The organism is Mycobacterium sp. EPa45 (assembly GCF_001021385.1).
Classification (GTDB): Bacteria; Actinomycetota; Actinomycetes; order Mycobacteriales; family Mycobacteriaceae; genus Mycobacterium.
Genome location: NZ_CP011773.1, coordinates 4,206,476 through 4,227,493, shown reverse-complemented (window position 1 = coordinate 4,227,493; position 21,018 = coordinate 4,206,476). Strand labels below are relative to the sequence as shown.

General features: G+C 64.8%; 15 protein-coding genes and 3 pseudogenes. 15 read left to right on the top strand and 3 right to left on the bottom strand.

All coding sequences use genetic code 11. The features are described 5' to 3' along the window. Positions 1-328: 328 nt before the first annotated feature. The 9 genes and pseudogenes from AB431_RS31045 (at position 329) to AB431_RS20175 (ending at position 13,704) form a co-directional block, all read left to right on the top strand. Complete coding sequence (locus tag AB431_RS31045; protein ID WP_052960346.1) at positions 329-4,126, top strand: PPE family protein; 3,798 nt, start codon at positions 329-331, stop codon at positions 4,124-4,126. After that, positions 4,099-4,542 carry a hypothetical protein gene (locus tag AB431_RS31615; protein WP_082135927.1) on the top strand — a complete coding sequence of 148 codons (444 nt, stop codon included), beginning with the start codon at positions 4,099-4,101 and terminating at the stop codon, positions 4,540-4,542. The genes AB431_RS31045 and AB431_RS31615 overlap by 28 nt, the downstream gene beginning before the upstream one ends. A gap of 220 nt (positions 4,543-4,762) precedes the next feature. After that, positions 4,763-6,928: pseudogene (locus AB431_RS31610) on the top strand (beta strand repeat-containing protein); the annotation flags it as partial. Positions 6,929-6,963: 35 nt separating this feature from the next. After that, positions 6,964-7,170: pseudogene (locus tag AB431_RS31605) on the top strand (hypothetical protein); the annotation flags it as partial. Between the two features lie 27 nt (positions 7,171-7,197). Next, positions 7,198-9,159 (top strand): annotated as a pseudogene (locus AB431_RS20195) (beta strand repeat-containing protein); the annotation flags it as partial. 38 nt (positions 9,160-9,197) lie between these two features. Then, the gene (locus AB431_RS29615) at positions 9,198-10,058 is read left to right on the top strand and encodes a TIGR04255 family protein (protein WP_052960342.1); all 861 of its coding nucleotides are present in this window, start codon (positions 9,198-9,200) and stop codon (positions 10,056-10,058) included. 47 nt (positions 10,059-10,105) lie between these two features. Then, positions 10,106-11,356 carry a glutamate-5-semialdehyde dehydrogenase gene (locus AB431_RS20185; protein WP_047331430.1) on the top strand — a complete coding sequence of 417 codons (1,251 nt, stop codon included), beginning with the start codon at positions 10,106-10,108 and terminating at the stop codon, positions 11,354-11,356. Positions 11,357-11,375: 19 nt separating this feature from the next. Further along, a complete protein-coding gene (locus tag AB431_RS20180; protein WP_047331429.1) occupies positions 11,376-12,254 on the top strand; it encodes a MoxR family ATPase in 879 nt (292 codons plus the stop codon). A 4-nt stretch (positions 12,255-12,258) separates the two neighbouring features. Further along, positions 12,259-13,704, top strand: coding sequence for a VWA domain-containing protein (locus AB431_RS20175; RefSeq protein WP_047331428.1), 1,446 nt, complete (start codon positions 12,259-12,261; stop codon positions 13,702-13,704). Here AB431_RS20175 and AB431_RS20170 read toward each other — a convergent pair. Next, positions 13,701-14,906 (bottom strand): PE-PPE domain-containing protein, encoded by a 1,206-nt coding sequence (locus AB431_RS20170; protein ID WP_158423549.1) that lies wholly within the window; start codon positions 14,904-14,906, stop codon positions 13,701-13,703. The genes AB431_RS20175 and AB431_RS20170 overlap by 4 nt on opposite strands. Before the next feature lie 204 nt (positions 14,907-15,110). On the opposite strand from AB431_RS20170, the gene nadD reads away from it, so the two are divergent. From nadD to AB431_RS20145, 5 genes are read left to right on the top strand one after another with little or no spacing between them, the layout of a single operon-like run. Beyond that, positions 15,111-15,776, top strand: coding sequence for a nicotinate-nucleotide adenylyltransferase (nadD, locus tag AB431_RS20165; protein ID WP_255353502.1), 666 nt, complete (start codon positions 15,111-15,113; stop codon positions 15,774-15,776). Next, entirely contained in the window at positions 15,773-16,156 is a 384-nt protein-coding gene (gene rsfS / locus AB431_RS20160; protein WP_047331425.1) for a ribosome silencing factor, read from the top strand. Before nadD ends, rsfS begins: the two co-directional genes overlap by 4 nt. After that, positions 16,153-16,821 carry a glucosyl-3-phosphoglycerate phosphatase gene (gene gpgP / locus AB431_RS20155; RefSeq protein ID WP_047331424.1) on the top strand — a complete coding sequence of 223 codons (669 nt, stop codon included), beginning with the start codon at positions 16,153-16,155 and terminating at the stop codon, positions 16,819-16,821. The genes rsfS and gpgP overlap by 4 nt, the downstream gene beginning before the upstream one ends. After that, positions 16,811-17,542, top strand: a complete 732-nt coding sequence (gene octT, locus AB431_RS20150; RefSeq protein WP_047331423.1) for a diglucosylglycerate octanoyltransferase — start codon at positions 16,811-16,813, stop codon at positions 17,540-17,542. The genes gpgP and octT overlap by 11 nt, the downstream gene beginning before the upstream one ends. A 3-nt stretch (positions 17,543-17,545) precedes the next feature. Continuing rightward, positions 17,546-18,409, top strand: coding sequence for a DegV family protein (locus tag AB431_RS20145; protein WP_047331422.1), 864 nt, complete (start codon positions 17,546-17,548; stop codon positions 18,407-18,409). Here AB431_RS20145 and AB431_RS20140 read toward each other — a convergent pair. Continuing rightward, positions 18,396-18,944, bottom strand: coding sequence for a YceI family protein (locus AB431_RS20140; protein ID WP_047331421.1), 549 nt, complete (start codon positions 18,942-18,944; stop codon positions 18,396-18,398). The two genes, AB431_RS20145 and AB431_RS20140, sit on opposite strands and share 14 nt — an antisense overlap. 91 nt (positions 18,945-19,035) lie before the next feature. Then, positions 19,036-20,094 carry a dihydrodipicolinate reductase gene (locus tag AB431_RS20135; RefSeq protein WP_047331420.1) on the bottom strand — a complete coding sequence of 353 codons (1,059 nt, stop codon included), beginning with the start codon at positions 20,092-20,094 and terminating at the stop codon, positions 19,036-19,038. Between the two features lie 114 nt (positions 20,095-20,208). Between AB431_RS20135 and AB431_RS20130 the strand changes: the two genes are divergently transcribed. After that, positions 20,209-21,012 carry a ComEA family DNA-binding protein gene (locus AB431_RS20130; RefSeq protein WP_047333626.1) on the top strand — a complete coding sequence of 268 codons (804 nt, stop codon included), beginning with the start codon at positions 20,209-20,211 and terminating at the stop codon, positions 21,010-21,012. Positions 21,013-21,018 lie beyond the last annotated feature (6 nt).

The window sequence follows — 21,018 nt, the reverse complement described above, 5'->3', positions numbered from 1 at the left end:
AAGTCGCCGACGTCAGTACTAGCAGCCGTGTTAATTTATCGCAGTGGCCGGCTGCCATCATGCCAAGAAGAGCCCAAAACCGAGATCGGGTCGGCACCGGAAACGGTCGCGAGGTCGTATCGAGCCGTTCGCCTGGCTGGGTGCGGGGGTAGCGGCCGTCGCAGTCGGGGCGGCCTTTGCTGCGGGCCCGGCAGTTGCTTACGCCGACAACGCCGACTCCGGGGGAGCGAGCTCAGCCGGCAGCACCGCTACCGGACACCAGGCCTCGCGTACTGCATCGCCGGCCAAGTCAGGACCGCGCCGTCCGGGCAGCACCCCGGCGGCCGGCGTGACCGGAGGCACGGCTCAGGACCCACCGGACGCAGCGACGGCGTCGCGGCGACCTGGCATCGGCGCGTCGGGGCGGGGACGCCATGCTTCGGAATCCGATTCGTCCGACACCGGACCGTCGACGTCCGGCGCCGACGGCGCTTCCACCGGCCACCCGGCACCGTCCGCGGCGTCCGTCGCGGCCACCACACGCTCGGCTGCGCCGGCTGCGGCCGATTCGGCCGCCGGTACCGATACTGCCAAGTCCGTTCAGACTTCGGCGCCTGCCGAGCTCACCGTCGCGGCCGTTGAAGTCCCCGTTGCCTCGGCCACCGCCGCGGTCACCGAGGCCCCCGTGATGGCTGTCGCTTCACGCTCCGCAGCGGCTGCCGACCTCGCCGGCGGCTATCAGGCGCTGGCCGACGCCCTGAATGCCTGGGCGGCGTCCATCTTCAGCCAGCTGGCCGCCGGTACGTTCCAATCCCGGTTGCGCACCGCACTCGGAATCCCGCTGATCACATCGGCATTGAGCCTGGCCGGCGTCAACTTCGGCCTCGGCAACGTCGGCTCGTCCAACCTCGGCAACGGCAACGTGGGCAACCTGAACCTGGGATCCGGCAACCAGGGCAGCTCGAATGTCGGTGACGGGAACGTCGGCAGCTCGAACATGGGCTCCGGTAACGCCGGTAACGACAACGTTGGTTCGGGTAACAACGGTAGTTCCAATGTTGGGTTTGGGAATCTGGGTAGCTCGAATTTTGGTTGGGGGAACCTGGGGGACTTCAACTTTGGGTTCGGCAATATCGGGTCGGGGAACATCGGGTTCGGTAACTCGGGTACCGGCAATATTGGGATCGGGCTGACGGGTACGAATCAGGTCGGGTTCGGTGGGTGGAATACCGGGACCGGGAACATCGGGTTGTTCAACTCGGGTAACAACAACATCGGGTTCTTCAACTCTGGTGATGGCAATGTCGGGTTCTTCAACTCCGGCAACAACAACTGGGGGTTGGGCAACGCCGGCAATCTGAACACCGGTTGGCTCAATGTCGGCAACTACAACACCGGCGGCGCCAACGTCGGTCATTCCAACACCGGCTACGGGAACGCCGGCAACCACAACTCGGGCGCCTTCAACGTCGGTAGCACCAACACCGGTTTCGCGAACGCCGGCAACACCAACACCGGCTTCGCCAACTCCGGCAACTCCAACACCGGTTTCGCCAACTCCGGCAACCTTGACACCGGCGCCTTCATCTCCGGCAACTCGAGCAACGGCTTCTTCGTCACCGGCGACAACCAGAACCTGATCGGCATCGATCTGTCCATCGGCATCCCGGCCATCCCGATCAACTTCCAGATCAGCATTCCGGTCAACCAACAAATCGTCATCGAAGCGCGGGACATCGACATCAACGGGGTCACCGTCCCTGCGTTCACCTATTCGGTGACGGGGTTCTCGGCATTCTTCGGGCCCATCACCATCCCGGCCTCCACATTCGCGACCCCCGGCGTCACCATCAACGTCGGCTCGGCGACCACCTCAATCGATATTTCCATTGTTGGACAAGCCGATCCGTACACGATCACCTTCCTGAAGATCGCGCCGGCACCCGGCTTCTTCAATTCGACGACGAATCCGACATCGGGCTTCTTCAACGCCGGTACCGGTGGAGGCTCAGGATTTTTCAACTTCGGCGCTCTTTCATCCGGCTGGGCCAACATGGTCACCGACGCCGGCTCAGGCCTCTCGGGTCTGCTGAACACCGGCGCCCTGTCATCCGGTTTTGCGAACTTCGGCAACACGATGTCAGGCTGGTTCAACACCAGCACCCTGAGTTCAGCCACCCCGGCGTTCGTGTCGGGGCTCGGGAACGTGGGCGCGAATCTCGCCGGCGTCCTCCAAGGTATGCCCGTCAATCTCGGGTTCGGTGACCTCGGTTCGCTGAACTTCGGGTTGGGCAATGTCGGGAACCTGAATCTGGGCTTCGGTAATGCGGGTAGCGCGAATGTCGGTTCGGGTAATGAGGGCAGTTCGAACCTCGGGTCGGGGAACCTGGGTAGCGGCAACGTTGGTTCGGGTAACAACGGTAGTTCCAATGTTGGGTTTGGGAATCTGGGTAGCTCGAACTTTGGTTGGGGGAACCTGGGGGACTTCAACTTTGGGTTCGGCAATATCGGGTCGGGGAACATCGGGTTCGGTAACTCGGGTACCGGCAATATCGGGATCGGGCTGACGGGTACGAATCAGGTCGGGTTCGGTGGGTGGAATACCGGGACCGGGAACATCGGGTTGTTCAACTCGGGTAACAACAACATCGGGTTCTTCAACTCTGGTGATGGCAATGTCGGGTTCTTCAACTCCGGCAACAACAACTGGGGGTTGGGCAACGCCGGCAATCTGAACACCGGTTGGCTCAATGTCGGTAACACCAACACCGGCGGCGCGAACGTCGGGCATACCAACACCGGGTTTGGCAATGTTGGCAGTAGTAACTCCGGTGGGTTCAATGTTGGTGACACCAACACTGGTGGGTTCAATCCTGGTGATCTCAATACCGGTTTCGCCAACACCGGTAACTCCAACACCGGTTTCGCCAACTCCGGCAATGTGAACACCGGTGCCTTCATCGGCGGCAACTACAGCAACGGGATCTTCTGGCGCGGCGACTACCAGGGACTGTTCGGCCTCACTCTGGGCCTGAAACTCGACCCGTACACAGTCCACGCCGTCATCACCGTTCCTCTCGACATCCCGATCACCACCACCCTCGGCGACGGCACCTTCACGATGCCGACAATCCCCAGCATCCCCTACGGCATAACACTTCTTGGCTTCCTGGACCTCACTGGTCAGTTGACGTCCGTGACCATCCCACCCGTCACAGTCGTCGCCAACGGGGCGGCGCCGCAAATCCAAATCGGCGGCCCAGGTACCCAGCTCGTGGTCGTAGCGTCCGCGGCCATCGGCCCCATCACGATCCCCTTCATTGACATCCCCGCGGCACCGGGTTTCTTCAATTCGACGACGAGTCCGACGTCGGGCTTTTTCAATACTGGTGCCGGTGGTGGGTCGGGGTTCTGGAACGGTGGCGTGGGGGCGGCGTCGGGGTTGTGGAATGTGGCGATGTCGCAGTTGGTGGGCTCCGGGGTGTCGGGGTTGTTCAACTATGGGGCGGTGTTGTCGGGGTTCTCTAATCTTGGGAATACGGTTTCTGGGTTCTTCAACACCAGCACGCTGAATCTGGCGACTCCGGGGTTTGTTTCTGGAATCGGCACGGTGGGAACGCAATTGGCGGGTTGGTTCCGCGATGCGACTGGTAGCCGCTTCAATCTGGGGTTCGGCAATATCGGCGGGTTGAACGTCGGCTGGGGCAATGTGGGGGATTGGAACCTGGGCTTCGGTAATGCGGGTAGCGCGAATGTCGGTTCGGGTAATGAGGGCAGTTCGAACCTCGGGTCGGGGAACCTGGGTAGCGGCAACGTTGGTTCGGGTAACAACGGTAGTTCCAATGTTGGGTTTGGGAATCTGGGTAGCTCGAACTTTGGTTGGGGGAACCTGGGGGACTTCAACTTTGGGTTCGGCAATATCGGGTCGGGGAACATCGGGTTCGGTAACTCGGGTACCGGCAATATCGGGATCGGGCTGACGGGTACGAATCAGGTCGGGTTCGGTGGGTGGAATACCGGGACCGGGAACATCGGGTTGTTCAACTCGGGTAACAACAACATCGGGTTCTTCAACTCTGGTGATGGCAATGTCGGGTTCTTCAACTCCGGCAACAACAACTGGGGGTTGGCAATGCCGGCAATCTGAACACCGGTTGGCTCAATGTCGGTAACACCAACACCGGCGGCGCGAACGTCGGGCATACCAACACCGGGTTTGGCAATGTTGGCAGTAGTAACTCCGGTGGGTTCAATGTTGGTGACACCAACACTGGTGGGTTCAATCCTGGTGATCTCAATACCGGTTTCGCCAACACCGGTAACTCCAACACCGGTTTCGCCAACTCCGGCAATGTGAACACCGGTGCGTTCATCGGCGGCAACTACAGCAACGGGATCTTCTGGCGCGGCGAGAACCAAGGCCAATTCGGCGGCACCCATCGGGCTGACCATCCCCGAGATCCCCATCACCCTCGACATCAACACCACCATCGACATCCCGGTCAGCGTCACCCTCGGAGACCTTGCCCTGCAAGGATTCACCATCAACGGGTTCCCCATTGAGATCCCTGCCTGGCCACTGCCGCTTGGCTTCCCATTCAACTTCGGCGCCGACGTCACGTATCCAGTCAGCAACATCAGCATTCCGACCACGACAATCACGCTGCCACAGATCAGCGCGCTCGTCGGCGGTCCGGGCACCAATATCCACGTCGGCGCGACCGGTGGCGTTGGTCCGATTGTGATTTCGTTGTTCGATATTCCGAAGGGTCCGGGTTTCTTCAATTCGACGACGAGTCCGACATCGGGCTTTTTCAATACTGGTGCCGGTGGTGGGTCGGGGTTCTGGAACGGTGGCGTGGGGGCGGCGTCGGGGTTGTGGAATGTGGCGATGTCGCAGTTGGTGGGCTCCGGGGTGTCGGGGTTGTTCAACTATGGGGCGGTGTTGTCGGGGTTCTCTAATCTTGGGAATACGGTTTCTGGGTTCTTCAACACCAGCACGCTGAATCTGGCGACTCCGGGGTTTGTTTCTGGAATCGGCACGGTGGGAACGCAATTGGCGGGTTGGTTCCGCGATGCGACGGGTAGCCGCTTCAATCTGGGGTTCGGCAATATCGGCGGGTTGAACGTCGGCTGGGGCAATGTGGGGGATTGGAACCTGGGCTTCGGTAATGCGGGTAGCGCGAATGTCGGTTCGGGTAATGAGGGCAGTTCGAACCTCGGGTCGGGGAACCTGGGTAGCGGCAACGTTGGTTCGGGTAACAACGGTAGTTCCAATGTTGGGTTTGGGAATCTGGGTAGCTCGAACTTTGGTTGGGGGAACCTGGGGGACTTCAACTTTGGGTTCGGCAATATCGGGTCGGGGAACATCGGGTTCGGTAACTCGGGTACCGGCAATATCGGGATCGGGCTGACGGGTACGAATCAGGTCGGGTTCGGTGGGTGGAATACCGGGACCGGGAACATCGGGTTGTTCAACTCGGGTAACAACAACATCGGGTTCTTCAACTCTGGTGATGGCAATGTCGGGTTCTTCAACTCCGGCAACAACAACTGGGGTTTGGCAATGCCGGCAATCTGAACACCGGTTGGCTCAATGTCGGTAACACCAACACCGGCGGCGCGAACGTCGGGCATACCAACACCGGGTTTGGCAATGTTGGCAGTAGTAACTCCGGTGGGTTCAATGTTGGTGACACCAACACTGGTGGGTTCAATCCTGGTGATCTCAATACCGGTTTCGCCAACACCGGTAACTCCAACACCGGTTTCGCCAACTCCGGCAATGTGAACACCGGTGCGTTCATCGGCGGCAACTACAGCAACGGGATCTTCTGGCGCGGCGAGAACCAAGGCCAATTCGGCGGCACCCATCGGGCTGACCATCCCCGAGATCCCCATCACCCTCGACATCAACGCCCCCATCAACATCCCGATCACCGGCACCTTGGGAACCGGACCGGGCGACGGGACCATCACGGTCCAGGGCATCACCATCCCGACGATCAGCGCGCAGATCAACTTCGTCGGCTACCCGGCAACGGCCGCTAGCGTCGGGCCGATCACCATCCCCAATATCGTTATCACCGGCCAGAATCCGTTCATCACCGCGACAATCGGCGGCCCCAATACGGCGATCCACATCACCGGCACCGGTGGCGTTGGTCCGATTGTGATTTCGTTGTTCGATATTCCGAAGGGTCCGGGTTTCTTCAATTCGACGACGAGTCCGACGTCGGGCTTTTTCAATACTGGTGCCGGTGGTGGGTCGGGGTTCTGGAACGGTGGCGTGGGGGCGGCGTCGGGGTTGTGGAATGTGGCGATGTCGCAGTTGGTGGGCTCCGGGGTGTCGGGGTTGTTCAACTATGGGGCGGTGTTGTCGGGGTTCTCTAATCTTGGGAATACGGTTTCTGGGTTCTTCAACACCAGCACGCTGAATCTGGCGACTCCGGGGTTTGTTTCTGGAATCGGCACGGTGGGAACGCAATTGGCGGGTTGGTTCCGCGATGCGACGGGTAGCCGCTTCAATCTGGGGTTCGGCAATATCGGCGGGTTGAACGTCGGCTGGGGCAATGTGGGGGATTGGAACCTGGGCTTCGGTAATGCGGGTAGCGCGAATGTCGGTTCGGGTAATGAGGGCAGTTCGAACCTCGGGTCGGGGAACCTGGGTAGCGGCAACGTTGGTTCGGGTAACAACGGTAGTTCCAATGTTGGGTTTGGGAATCTGGGTAGCTCGAACTTTGGTTGGGGGAACCTGGGGGACTTCAACTTTGGGTTCGGCAATATCGGGTCGGGGAACATCGGGTTCGGTAACTCGGGTACCGGCAATATCGGGATCGGGCTGACGGGTACGAATCAGGTCGGGTTCGGTGGGTGGAATACCGGGACCGGGAACATCGGGTTGTTCAACTCGGGTAACAACAACATCGGGTTCTTCAACTCTGGTGATGGCAATGTCGGGTTCTTCAACTCCGGCAACAACAACTGGGGGTTGGCAATGCCGGCAATCTGAACACCGGTTGGCTCAATGTCGGTAACACCAACACCGGCGGCGCGAACGTCGGGCATACCAACACCGGGTTTGGCAATGTTGGCAGTAGTAACTCCGGTGGGTTCAATGTTGGTGACACCAACACTGGTGGGTTCAATCCTGGTGATCTCAATACCGGTTTCGCCAACACCGGTAACTCCAACACCGGTTTCGCCAACTCCGGCAATGTGAACACCGGTGCGTTCATCGGCGGCAACTACAGCAACGGGATCTTCTGGCGCGGCGAGAACCAAGGCCAATTCGGCGGCACCCTCGCCATTACGATCGCCGAGATCCCGGGCCACCTCGACGTCAACATCCCTATCAACATCCCCATCACGGTCACCGCCACCCCGGTTGAGATCCCCCAAATCGTCATCCCTGCAGTGAGTGTCGGACCTGGACCGGTCCTTGGCGCGTCCCTCGGAATATGTACCGTTGTCTGCGTCATCGACCAGGTCGGACTCAGTGCCACCTTTGGTCCGGTCGCCGTCGGGCCGATCAGCGTCGGCTTCACCGACAACAAAGCTGCAACCCTGACGATCGGCGGACCGAACACCACCATCCCCATCACCGCAACGGGTGGCATCGGCCCGATCGTGATCTCACTGCTGGATCTCCCCGCGGCACCCGGGTTCTTCAACTCGACGGCGAACCCGACATCGGGCATCTTCAACAGCGGTACAGGTGGCGGTTCCGGCCTCTTCAACTTCGGCCCGGATTCGTCCGGGTTGTGGAACGTGGCGGTCTCGCAGTTGGTGGGCTCCGGGGTGTCGGGGTTGTTCAACTACGGGGCGGTGTTGTCGGGGTTCTCTAATCTCGGGAACACGGTTTCCGGGTACTTCAACACCAGCACGCTCAATCTGGCGACTCCAGGGTTTGTTTCTGGAATCGACACGGTGGGAACGCAATTGGCGGGTTGGTTCCGCGACGCCACCGGTACCCGCTTCAATCTCGGGTTCGGCAACATCGGCGGCCTGAACGTCGGCTGGGGCAATGTCGGCGACTGGAACCTCGGCTCCGGTAATGAGGGCAGTTCGAACCTCGGGTCGGGCAACCTGGGTAGCGGCAACATCGGTTCGGGTAACAACGGTAGTTCCAATGTTGGGTTCGGGAATCTGGGTAGCTCGAACTTTGGTTGGGGGAACCTGGGGGACTTCAACTTTGGGTTCGGCAATATCGGGTCGGGGAACATCGGGTTCGGTAACTCGGGTACCGGCAATATTGGGATCGGGCTGACGGGTACGAATCAGGTCGGGTTCGGTGGGTGGAATACCGGGACCGGGAACATCGGGTTATTCAACTCGGGTAACAACAACATCGGGTTCTTCAACTCTGGTGATGGCAATGTCGGGTTCTTCAACTCCGGCAACAACAACTGGGGCTTCGGCAACGCCGGCAACCTCAACCGAGGCCTGCTGAACGTCGGGCACACCAACACCGGCTACGGAAATGCGGGCAACAACAACAGCGGAATGCTGAACGTGGGCAACACCAACACGGGCGGCTTCAACCCCGGTGACACCAACACCGGGTTTGCCAACACCGGCAACTCGAACACCGGTTTCGCCAACTCCGGCAACGTCAACACCGGTGCCTTCATCGGCGGCAACTTCAGCAACGGCATGTTCTGGCGCGGCGATTATCAAGGGCTCCTCAGCTTCACCTACTCGATCAAGATCTCCGAGATCGACTACCACTACGCCGTCCACATTCCGATCGACATCCCGATCACCGGCACCGTCGAAGCGCTGAACCTGAGCAAGTTCGACATCTCGATTCCGTTCGTCATCACCAGTTGGAACCGCACCGGCGGTTGCGCCGGTGCCGGCATCGGCGGCGGTTGCTACTACGTAGGCGGCTGGTACGGGGCAATCGACCTCTACAGCGGCACCATTGCGGAGACCATCGACCAAACCGCCATCCTCGACCCGACGGCCCTGAGCTTCGCCTTCCAAAGCCTTATCGACCTCATGGGCAACGGGACATTGGGTCCCTTCGAGTTCGAGGTGATCGACTTCCATCAAACGCCCGGCTACTTCAACTCCACCGCCAACCCGTCATCCGGGTTCTTCAACAGCGGGACCGGCGGAAACTCCGGGGCCTTCAACTCCGGCTCCCTCGATTCGGGTCTGGCCAACGCCGGCAGTCAACTGTCAGGCATCTTCAATCGGTAGGTTGAGTTCCCATGTACCCCAACGCCGAGACAGCCGGCAATGCAGCAGTCGTCGCCGTGATCGCCGAAATCCGGTTCACCGATGCGCCACGGCTGCGCCAGCAGGAGACCCTCGACGCCGTGGCCATCGCCGTCGAGGGACGATTCCCGGTCAACGAACCGCTGACCGGCGTGAACCTGGCCAACGCCGGGCCGGGCCTTCCACCGCGGGTTGAGCCCAGGCAGGGAATCCTGCTGCGCAACGCGGAGGCCACCGAATCGCTGACCCTCACCGCGACCACCCTCAGCTACGAGACGACCGACTACACCGGCCCCGACGCGATCCGCACCGCCATCGCCGCCGGATGCAACGCCCTGGTCGAGGCGCAGGTGGCCTCCGGACTGCAACGCATCGGCCTGCGCTACATCGACGAGATCAGGGTGCCCCAACCACCGACCGACGCACGCGGATGGGCCACCTGGATCGATGGCAGCCTGCTCAGCCCACTGGCGATCGCCCCCGACCACGTCCCGTCCAGAGGCATCCAGGGGGTCGCCGCGTTCGACCTCGGAGGGCGAGCCGGCCTCAATGTGCAATATGGCGCGTTCGCCAATGGCTCGGCGACACTGCCCCAGCATTTGCGCCGGCGGCCCTTCCAGCCCGGGCCGTTCTTCGGCCTGGACCTCGACGGCTTCTACGAGTCCGGCAACGAGGAATTCGTCCGCCTGGACTCCGGGGTCATCACCGACATCCTGGCGAAACTGCACGCCCCGATCCTCTCGGTGTTCCAGCGCGCGCTCACCGACGATGCCCGGACCCTGTACGCGGCGGCCGCCGGCGGCCCGAATGGTGCCGTCCGGCATCCCGACGACCCGCTCGCCGGGCCCGCCTAGACCGGCCCCCACCTGCCGGTTGGTAGGCAGACCGATACCCTGAGGGGATGAGTGTCGAAGCGCCGTCCCTCGATCGGGGCTTGCGCGGTCAGGTCCACGATGCCGCTCGTCGGGCGCGGGTCGCCTCGCGCACCCTCGCAACCCTGACGACCACCGCCAAAGACCGCGCCCTGCACGCCGCCGCCGACGCCGTTCTCGCTCACGCCCACCAGATCCTGGCCGCCAACGCCGCGGACGTCGACGCCGCGCGTGCCGCGGGTACGGCCGAAGCGATGCTGGACCGCCTGGCGCTCAACCCCCAGCGCATCGACGGCATCGCCGCCGGCCTACGCCAGGTCGCCGGGTTGCCCGACCCGATCGGTGAGGTGCTGCGCGGCCGCACCCTGCCCAACGGGCTGAAACTGCGCCAGCAGCGGGTTCCGCTCGGCGTGGTCGGAATCGTCTACGAGGGCCGGCCCAACGTCACCGTCGACGCGTTCGGTCTCACCCTCAAATCCGGCAACGCCGTGCTGCTGCGCGGCAGCTCGTCGGCCGCCAACTCCAACGCCGCGCTGGTCACCGCACTGCGCGGCGCCCTGGCCGGCGAAGGCCTTCCTGAAGACGCGGTGCAACTGTTGCCCAGCGCCGACCGCTCCAGCGTCACCCACCTCATCCAGGCCCGCGGCTTGGTCGACGTGGTGATCCCGCGCGGGGGCGCCGGCCTGATCGACGCCGTGGTGCGCGACGCCACGGTGCCGACGATCGAGACCGGCGTCGGCAACTGTCACGTCTACGTCCACTCCGCCGCCGACCTCGACGTCGCCGAGCGAATCATCCTCAACGCCAAGACCCGTCGGCCCAGTGTCTGCAACGCTGCCGAGACCCTGCTGGTGGACCAGTCGCTCGCGGCGGCCGCGCTGCCCCGGCTGGTTGCCGCCCTGCAGCAGGCGGGTGTCACGGTCCACGACAACCCGACGGACGACGACCTGCGGGCGGAATTCCTGTCGATGGACATCGCGGTGGCCACCGTCGACGGACTCGACGCCGCCATCGAGCACATCAACACCTACGGCACCGGGCACACCGAGGCCATCGTCACCACCGATCTTGAAGCGGCGCAACGCTTCACCGAACGCGTCGATGCCGCCGCGGTGATGGTCAATGCCTCGACGGCGTTCACTGACGGCGAGCAGTTCGGCTTCGGAGCCGAGATCGGCATCTCCACCCAGAAGCTGCATGCCCGCGGCCCGATGGGTTTGCCCGAATTGACGTCAACCAAGTGGATCGTCTGGGGAGACGGCCAAACCCGACCTGCCTGACGCAACAACAGGAGAATCCGTGACTGAAACTCCGGCCCGCCCGGCGCCGCTGTTCACCGACATCGACGATGTCGCCAAGCGGCTGGCCGAGACCGGCTACCTGCCCGATACCGCCACCGCCACAGCGGTGTTCCTCGCCGACCGGCTGGGCAAGCCGTTGCTGGTCGAGGGGCCGGCCGGTGTCGGTAAGACCGAGCTGGCCCGCGCCGTCGCCCAGACCACCGGGTCGGGCCTGGTGCGCCTGCAGTGCTACGAGGGAGTCGACGAGGCCCGGGCGCTGTACGAGTGGAACCATGCCAAGCAGATTCTGCGGATGCAGTCCGGGTCGAATGACTGGGACCAGGCCAAGTCCGACATCTTCAGCGAGGAATTTCTGCTGTCGCGCCCGCTGCTGACCGCGATCCGGCGCACCGAGCCGACCGTCCTGCTGATCGACGAAACCGATAAGGCCGACATCGAGATCGAGGGTCTACTGCTCGAGGTGCTCAGCGATTTCGCGGTCACCGTCCCGGAATTGGGCACCATCACCGCCTCGCGTACCCCATTCGTGGTGCTGACCTCCAACGCCACCCGCGAGCTGTCCGAGGCGCTCAAGCGTCGCTGCCTGTTCCTGCACATCGACTTCCCGGACCCCGACCTCGAGCGCCGCATCCTGCTGTCCCGGGTGCCCGAGCTGCCCGAATCGCTGGCCGCCGAACTGGTCCGCATCATCGGGGTGCTGCGCGGCATGCAGCTCAAGAAGGTGCCGTCGGTCGCCGAGACCATCGACTGGGGCCGCACCATCCTGGCCCTCGGCCTGGACACCATCGACGACGCCACCATCGCCGCGACGCTGGGAGTGGTGCTCAAACACCAGTCCGACCAGCAGCGCGCGACCGGCGAACTGCGGCTGAACTAGATCGATGGCCGTCCGCAGGGTGCGCCCCCCTCAGCCGCTTGCCCCGCATGGGCTACCCGGCCATCTGGTCGGCTTCGTCGAAGCGCTACGCGCCCAAGGGATATCGGTGGGACCGTCGGAGACCGTCGACGCGGGCCGGGTGCTGACCGTGCTGGGGTTGGGGCAGCGCGAGGCGCTGCGCGAGGGGCTGGCCTGTGCGGTGTTACGTCGCGCCGACCACCGGCAGACCTATGACGCGCTGTTCGACCTGTGGTGGCCCTCCGCGCTGGGCGGCCGGACCGTCCTGCAGGACGACGACGCCGACGAGGAGACCCAGCAGGGCTTGCCGCCGGAGGACATCGAGGCGATGCGGGAAATGCTGCTGGACCTGCTGGCCGACAACCCCGACATCGGCGACATGGATGAGCGCCTGGTCGCGATGATCGCGCAGATCGTCGAGGCCTACGGCCGCTACACCTCCAGTCGCGGCCCGTCGTACTCGTCGTTTCAGGCGCTCAAAGCGATGGGCCTCGACGAACTGGAAGGCCGGCTGTTGGCCGGCCTGCTGGCTCCGCACGACGACGACCCGACACCGACCCAGGAGCAGATCGCCAAAGCGCTTGCCGCGCAGAAGATCGCGCAGCTGCGCCGGATGGTGGAGAGCGAGACCAAACGGCGCACCGCCGAACAACTCGGCCGCGACCACGTCCAGATGTACGGCATCCCGCAGCTGGCCGAAAACGTGGAGTTCCTGCGGGCATCCGGTGATCAGCTGCGCGAGATGCGCAAGGTCGTGGGCCCGCTGGCGCGGATGTTGGCGACCCGGTTGGCGGCTCGCCGCCGCCGGTCCCGCGCCGGGTCCATCGATCTGCGCAAGACGCTGCGCAAGTCGATGTCCACCGGCGGTGTGCCGATCGACGTCGTGCTACGCAAGCCGCGTCCGGCACGACCGGAACTCGTTGTGCTGTGCGATGTCTCGGGATCCGTCGCCGGCTTCAGCCACTTCACCCTGCTGCTGGTCAATGCGCTACGTCAGCAGTTCTCCCGCGTGCGGGTGTTCGCCTTCATCGACACCACCGACGAGGTGACCCACCTGTTCGGTCCGGACGCCGATCTCGCGGTCGCGATCCAGCGCATCACCCGGGAAGCCGGGGTGTACACCCGCGACGGGCATTCCGACTACGGCAATGCGTTCGTGTCGTTCACCGAGAACTTCCACAACGTGTTGTCTCCGCGCAGTTCGTTGCTGGTGCTCGGCGATGGTCGCACCAACTACCGCAACCCGGCCGTTGACATCCTGGCGCACATGGTGACCTCGAGCCGGCACGCGCACTGGCTCAACCCTGAGCCGCGGCACCTGTGGGGCAGCGGTGATTCGGCGGTGCCGCGTTACGAAGACGTCATCACCATGCACGAGTGCCGCTCGGCCAAACAGCTTGCCGCGGTGATCGACCAGCTGCTGCCGGTCTAGCCGGCCTTCTTCGCCGACGGCCGCGCGCTTCCCCCGGTCGACTTCTTCGGTGCGTCAGTGCTGGAGGAATCCGACTGGGCCGCAGGGCTCTTCGTCGCGCCGGCAGTGGCCTTCTTCTTCGGTGCGCCGGCCTTCGGCGTCGTGGTGGCCGCCGCTGTGCTCGCATCGGGCTTGCTGGCCTCCGGCGTGCTCACCGACTGCGGTTCAGCAGCCGCCGCGACGGTGGCGGTGCTGACCGCCGGTGCCGGGGTGACGGCCTTCTGCGCGGCGGTGGCGCCGGGCAGGCTGGGCAGGCTCGGGAGGCTGGGCAGGCTCGGGAAGCTGGGCAGGCTGACTCCCGGGAAGAGCCTCGCCCTCGTCGGCTGGCTGTAATCGGTTCGGTCATAACCCATTTCGATGAATGTCCGCAAGACCGGATCGATGGCGCCGAGGATCGGGTCGGGCACGATTCCCTTGAGCGGCATCAGCAACGGCACCAGCGGGGTCCGGACGAGGTAGTACGTCGTGGTGCCGTGCTCCTGGTAATACATGTTGCCGCCGGCCCTGGCGGCGTCGAGATCGGCGGCGGTGAGCTCGGTCTGGGTCGGCCCGTGAACGTAGACCATGCCCATGATCGCGTTGACCGTCGCGAGCACATTCAATGGATAGGTCGGGAAGTCGGCCCAACCGTCGTACTGGCGGGCCACGTCGACCGTCGTATCGCCGTTGTCAGGGGTGGCTCCGCTGACGCTGATATCGAGAATCGGGATGTACAGTCCGGCGAATCTCTCCAGGATCCCGCCGTTGGGCCGGCTCGGGTTCTCGACGAGGACGAAGGTGTTTCCCGTTCCTTCCGGGTGTGCGGCCTTGTATTGGGAGAGAACGACCGCGCCCTGCGACAGCCCGAAAAGGACCTCGCCCGACGGATTGCGATCCTCGACCGCCTGCACGCCCGCGGCGACGGACTGATTCCACGTCGGATCGAAGATGTAGTGGTTCGAAAATGGCCAGAAGCCGGCGGGGTAGGCGATGTTGCCGGACGAGGTGGGCGCCGCGGCGTCCGGCCCGGTGCCGTCGAGCACCCGCGAGATGAAGTCGCGGTACTGCTGATCGGTGGGGGTCCAGCCGATGTTGGTACCGCGCAGGTAATCTACGGTCGCGGCGGTCAGCACCGGCGCCGAGGACACCGTCGGCGTCAGCCCCACCGCAATAGCGGCGGCCACAGCAGCCACAGTTGTCACAGGCGCAGTCATACGTCGGCTACCGAACTTCTTCATCAATGGCCCCCTGATCGGCATAACTCGACTCGCCCAAAATGGTACCTGAACCGGAGTGATATCCCTCATACGCCTTTGCCAGAGCAGAGACTCCGCGACGGGCTACGAGCGCCGGGAAACGGCTGAGCGCCTCCCGTAAGCTGGTCAATCGTGGTTTCCTCGGCTCGACGCAGGCTCGGCGTGATGGGTGGGACGTTCGATCCCATCCACAACGGCCACCTGGTCGCGGCCAGCGAGGTGGCCGATCTCTTCGATCTCGACGAGGTCGTGTTCGTCCCCACCGGCCAGCCGTGGCAGAAATCGCGGGAGGTGACCCCGCCCGAGGACCGCTACCTGATGACGGTCATCGCGACGGCCTCGAATCCGCGGTTCTCGGTCAGCCGCGTCGACATCGATCGCGGCGGACCTACCTACACCAGCGACACCCTGCGCGATCTGCGGGCCCTCAACCCGGACGCCGATCTGTACTTCATCACCGGAGCCGACGCGCTGGCCTCGATCCTGTCCTGGCAGAACTGGGAGGAGCTGTTCGCGCTCGCCAAGTTCGTCGGTGTCAGCCGGCCCGGCTACGAACTCAACGGCCAGCACATAGTCGCCGCATTCGACCAGTTGCCCGAAGAGGCGCTGAGCCTGGTCTCGGTGCCGGCTCTGGCCATCTCGTCCACCGACTGCCGCGTCCGCGCGGCCAAGAACCGGCCGATCTGGTACCTGGTGCCCGACGGCGTCGTGCAGTACGTATCCAAGCGCGGCCTCTACCGCGACCTGGGCCTGGCGGGCCGGCTGCCCGTCACCACAAGCGAGGAGACCACCACGTGACCGCGTCCGACGAAGCCGTCCAGATGGCAGAAGTGGCCGCGCGCGCCGCCGCCGCCAAGCTTGCACAGGACGTCGTCGTCATCGACGTGTCCGGCCAGCTGGTGATCACCGACTGCTTCGTGATCGCGTCGGCGTCCAACGAGCGCCAGGTCAACGCGATCGTCGACGAGGTCGAGGAGAAGATGCGGCTGGCCGGATACAAGCCCGCGCGCCGGGAAGGCACTCGTGAAGGCCGCTGGGTGCTGCTCGACTACGTGGACATCGTGGTGCACATCCAGCATCAGGAGGAGCGCAACTTCTACGCCCTGGACCGGCTGTGGCGCGACTGCCCCTTCCTGACGGTGAATCTGGATGACGTTCAGGTCGAGGACGCTCCGTGAGGGTGCGCAGGCTGGTCATGCTGCGCCACGGCCAGACGGAGTACAACGCCGGCAGTCGCATGCAGGGTCAGCTCGACAGCGAGCTCACGGATCTGGGCCGCGCGCAGGCCGTGGCCGCCGCCGAGGTGCTGGCCAAGCGCCAGCCGCTGCGCATCGTTTCCTCAGATCTGCACCGCGCCTACGACACTGCGGTGGCGCTGGGGGAGCGGACGGGTCTACGGGTCGAGGTCGACACCCGGCTTCGGGAAACCCACCTCGGCGACTGGCAGGGGCTCACCCACCACGAGGTGGACGCCGTCTCGCCGGGCGCGCGGCTGGCCTGGCGCGACGACGCAACCTGGGCCCCGCACGGCGGCGAAAGTCGGGTCGACGTCGCCGCCCGAAGCGTGCCACTGGTCGCTGAACTGGTTGCCGCCGAGCAGGATTGGGGCGTCGAGGCCCCCGATCGGCCGTTGGTGCTGGTGGCGCACGGCGGGCTGATCGCTGCGCTCTGCGCGGGCCTGCTCGGGCTGCCGGTGGACACGTGGCCGGTGCTGGGCGGCATGGGAAATGCCAGCTGGGCGCAGCTGTCGGGGCATGGCGCCGACGACGCCGCATTCGCGGAGATCCGCTGGCGCCTCGACGTCTGGAACGCTTCGGCACAGGTGGCCAACGATGTCCTCTAGGCCGACACTGCTGATCTTCGCAGATTCCCTGTCCTACTACGGACCCCAGGGCGGCCTGCCCTCCGATGACCCCCGGATCTGGCCCAACATCGTTGCCCGACAACTTGATTGGGATGTCGAGCTGATCGGTCGGATCGGCTGGACCAGCCGCGACGTATGGTGGGCAGCTACCCAGGATCCGCGAGCGTGGGCAGCACTGCCGCGCGCCGGTGCGGTGATCTTCGCAACCAGTGGCATGGACTCGCTGCCCTCGCCGTTGCCCACCGCGCTGCGTGAGCTCATCCGATACGTGCGGCCGCCTTGGCTGCGCCGCTGGGTTCGGGACGGGTATGGCTGGGCCCAACCGAGATTCTCGCCGATCGCACGGCCGGCGTTGCCGCCTCACCTGACGGTGGAGTATCTCGAAATGACCCGTGGTGCAATCGACTTCAACCGTCCCGGGATTCCGATCGTCGCCTCGGTACCCTCGGTGCACATCGCACCCACCTATGGCATGTCCCATCGCGGGCGGCCAGGCACGGTCGCCGCGATCAATGAATGGGCGGCCCAGCACAGCATTCCGGTGGTCGACTTGAAAGCCGCAGTGGCCGAAGAGGTTCTGGCTGGGCGCGGCAATCCGGACGGAATCCACTGGAATTTCGAAGCGCACTCCGGCGTCGCCGACCTGATGCTCAAAGCGCTCGCCGAAGCCGGCGTCCCGCTCGGCAACCTGCGAGACTGATCGATGGCTGTCGTCGTGGTCACCGATTCGTCGGCGCGGCTGCGGACCGATGACGTCCGGGCCTGCGATATCCGCGTTGTGCCGCTACACATTCTGGTCGACGGCTCCGACCTGCGCGACGGCGTCGACCCGATCCCCGCGGATCTCTACCAGCGCGGGCACGTGACGACGGCAGGGGCCACCCCGAGCGAACTCGCCGAAGCCTATCGGGAAGCCCTGCGCGACAGCCGCGGTGACGGTGTCGTGGCCGTGCACATCTCCGGTGCGCTCTCCAGCACGCTGGGCGCCGCCGAATACGCGGCGCGCGAGTTCGGCGGTGCCGTGCGCGTGGTCGATTCGAAGTCGACGGCGATGGGTACCGGTTTTGTCGCGCTGGCCGCCGCGCGCACCGCGTGCGCCGGTGCCGACTTGGAAGCCGTTGTCGCCGAGGCGGAATCAGCGGTGTCCCGGATCCGGGCCTATATCGTCGTGCAGCGGCTGGACAATCTGCGCCGCAGCGGCCGGATCGGCGCCGCCGCCTCCTGGCTGGGCACCGCGCTCGCGTTGAAGCCACTGCTGCGCATCGATGAACAGGGCCGGCTGGTGCTCGCCCAGCGGGTGCGCACGGCATCCAAAGCGCAGGCGGCGATGATCGAGCAGGTGCTCGACGTAGTGGGGGAGAGGCGTGCCGCGCTCGCGGTCCACCACATCGACAATCCCGGCGCCGCAGGCGAACTGGCCGCGACGCTGGCCGCAGCCCTACCGGGCTGCGGGGCCGCGGTCGTCACGGACCTGGGTCCGGTGCTCGGCGTGCACGTCGGCACCGGCGCGGTGGGAATCGTGGTCGCCCTCGACCCCACCCCGCCGGATCGCCTCACGCCTGCTTGAGAGCTTCGATCTCCAGGGTGATGGTGACCTTGTCGCCGACGACCGCCCCGCCGGTCTCCAGCGGCATGTCGATATCGATGCCGAAGTCCTTGCGATTCAACACCACCGACGCCTCGAATCCCGCCACCGCGCCGTGCCCCATGCCGGGGTTCACGCCGTTGAATTCCACAGGCAGGCTGATCCGGCGTGTCACGCCCTTGAGCGTGAAATCGCCCTCGACCTGGTAGCCCTCACCGTCGGAGGTCACCGACGTCGATACGAATGTGGCGGTGGGGTACTTCTCGACATCGAAGAAATCGGCCGCGCGGAGGTGGGCATCGCGCTGCTCGTTGCCGGTGTGCACAGAGGCAACATCGATCTCCGCGGACACCGTCGGGGTACCGTCGGCCGCGACGGTCACCGCACCGCTGAACGCACCGAAGGTGCCGCGGACCTTACTGACCACGAGGTGACGTACCGAAAAGCTGATCGACGAATGAACGGGGTCGATAGCCCAGGTTCCAGTGAGATCGGTGGTCTGCGCCGGTGCGGTCATGGTGGATGCTCCTTGATAGGTGCGCCGTGCCTGTGCGCGGCGCGTCACCAAGGACTAACCGGACCGTGGTCCGGATTAATTCCCGCGCGGTCTAGGACGGGCTGAATCGCCCGGTCACCGGCGGCAGGTCAGCCAGGGTGACAATGCCGGGTCGTGCGGCGACGACGGCCGGCACAGCATTGGTCACCGGCATGGCGGTGTAGATCATGCCCAGACCCATGAAGCCCTCCTCGGGCCAGTTCTTCGGCGGCAGGCAGTGCAGCACCGTGCGCATGTTGGGCACGCCGAACACCTGGATGACATGGCCGTGCTCGAGCGGTTTGGGCGGCACGACGTGGCTGCCCATGATCCAGTTGAAGCCGACGCTGACCACATTGCGCGTCCCCACCCACCCTCGGTGGTAGCCGTACACCCCGCCGACGGTGCCTTCTGGGATCGTCATGAACCCGAGGTCGCTGTCTCCGGTGGCGGTGGTGAACGTGACATCGAACGTCATCCGGTCCAGCTTCGCGCCGATGGCGTCGGCCATCATCGCCGCGGATTCGGCGAACACCTCGCTCTCCACCCGCACACTCTCGGCCAAGCCCTCGGTGTCGGGGTCGCAGCCGAAGCCCATCGCGGACTGGGTGCCTGCCGACTCGTAGCTCGAACAGTCCACCGACTCGGTGATGCGGATTTCGTCGACGCGTTCGCAGGCGCCGGAGAGCACCATGCCGACCATGTTGGTCATGCCGGGATGCGCCCCACTGCCGAAAATTGTCGAATTACCCTGTGCGCAGGCCTTTTCGATGCGGGCACGATCCTCGGGTGTCTGCTTCCCGCCGGTGATCCAGGCCGCCGACGAGCAGACGTTGACCCCGGCCTCCAACAACCGCACCAACTCGTCGACGTTCGGCCACAACGGGTTGTAGCAGCAGGCGTCCGGCTTCGCCGCCAGCAGCGCATCGATGTCGTTGGTCGCAGCGACGCCGGTGGGTTCGGGCCAGCCGGACAGCTCGGCGGCGTCGACACCGAGCTTGTCGGCGCCGTGCGCGTAGACCCCGACCAGTTCCAGGTCTGGCCGGCTGATGATCGCGTGCAGCGACCGGCGGCCGATGTTTCCGGTGGTCCACTGGATGACCCGGATGGGGCGGTCGGTGATGGCGGTCATGGGCGGTCCTCCCTGGCTAGACGCTGTGTACACAGTTCCGGATTCATCCACAGGTTCGCCACCGGACGTCCCGCACAGCGGATTCGGGTGACCGGCGAGTCATACGGTCGCGACATGCGAACCGAGCTACCGCTGGCCAATCTGCACCGCCGCCTGCGCCCGCACGACGCCACGGACGAGCCCGACGACGACGATGACGACGAGATCCCGGTGCCCAGTTGGATTCCCGACGGACGCACCGATCAGGGCAGGAGCTGGCTGGCCGCCATCCGTGCCGACCCTGGCCGCTCCGGCGGCATCGCACTGGTGGTGATCGCCGTTGTCGCCGTGCTCATCACGGTGTTCGCCCTGATGCGCGACGAGCCGCCGCCCGTCGTCTCGGCCAAGCTGCCGCCGGTGGAGATGGTGTCCTCGGCCGCGGCGCGACCCGGGCCGGATCCCAATCAGCCGGTGGTCGTCAGCGTCGTCGGACTTGTCACCAAGCCCGGCCTGGTGACACTGGCGCCCGACGCCCGTATCGCCGACGCGGTATCGGCCGCCGGGGGTGCACTCAACGGCGCCGACACACTCGGGCTCAACATGGCCCGTCACCTCACCGACGGCGAACAGATCGTCGTCGGCATCGGTACCCCGGCTGGTCAACCGACCGCACTGGGCAGTTCGGTCAGCGGCGGGCCACCCACCGCGCCCACTCCGTCGGTGGCTCCCGGGAAGGGGCCGGCCGCCGAGCCGGTGAATCTGAACACCGCCACCGTCGAGCAGCTCGACGCGCTGCCCGGAGTGGGACCGGTGACAGCCGCCGCGATCGTTGCCTGGCGTGATGCGCACGGAAAGTTCAGCAGCGTCGATCAGCTCGGAGACGTCGACGGCATCGGGCCGGCCCGGCTCGACAAGCTGCGGGCGCTGGTGCGGATTTGACCGATG

Bases quoted from the DNA above. Each gene is read 5' to 3' on its own strand.
- AB431_RS20145 (WP_047331422.1), top strand. From the start codon at position 17,546: ATGGCTGTCGTCGTGGTCACCGATTCGTCGGCGCGGCTGCGGACCGAT.
- AB431_RS20140 (WP_047331421.1), bottom strand. From the start codon at position 18,944: ATGACCGCACCGGCGCAGACCACCGATCTCACTGGAACCTGGGCTATC.
- AB431_RS29615 (WP_052960342.1), top strand. From the start codon at position 9,198: ATGTACCCCAACGCCGAGACAGCCGGCAATGCAGCAGTCGTCGCCGTG.
- AB431_RS20130 (WP_047333626.1), top strand. From the start codon at position 20,209: ATGCGAACCGAGCTACCGCTGGCCAATCTGCACCGCCGCCTGCGCCCG.
- AB431_RS20175 (WP_047331428.1), top strand. From the start codon at position 12,259: ATGGCCGTCCGCAGGGTGCGCCCCCCTCAGCCGCTTGCCCCGCATGGG.
- AB431_RS20135 (WP_047331420.1), bottom strand. From the start codon at position 20,094: ATGACCGCCATCACCGACCGCCCCATCCGGGTCATCCAGTGGACCACC.
- AB431_RS20185 (WP_047331430.1), top strand. From the start codon at position 10,106: ATGAGTGTCGAAGCGCCGTCCCTCGATCGGGGCTTGCGCGGTCAGGTC.
- octT (WP_047331423.1), top strand. From the start codon at position 16,811: ATGTCCTCTAGGCCGACACTGCTGATCTTCGCAGATTCCCTGTCCTAC.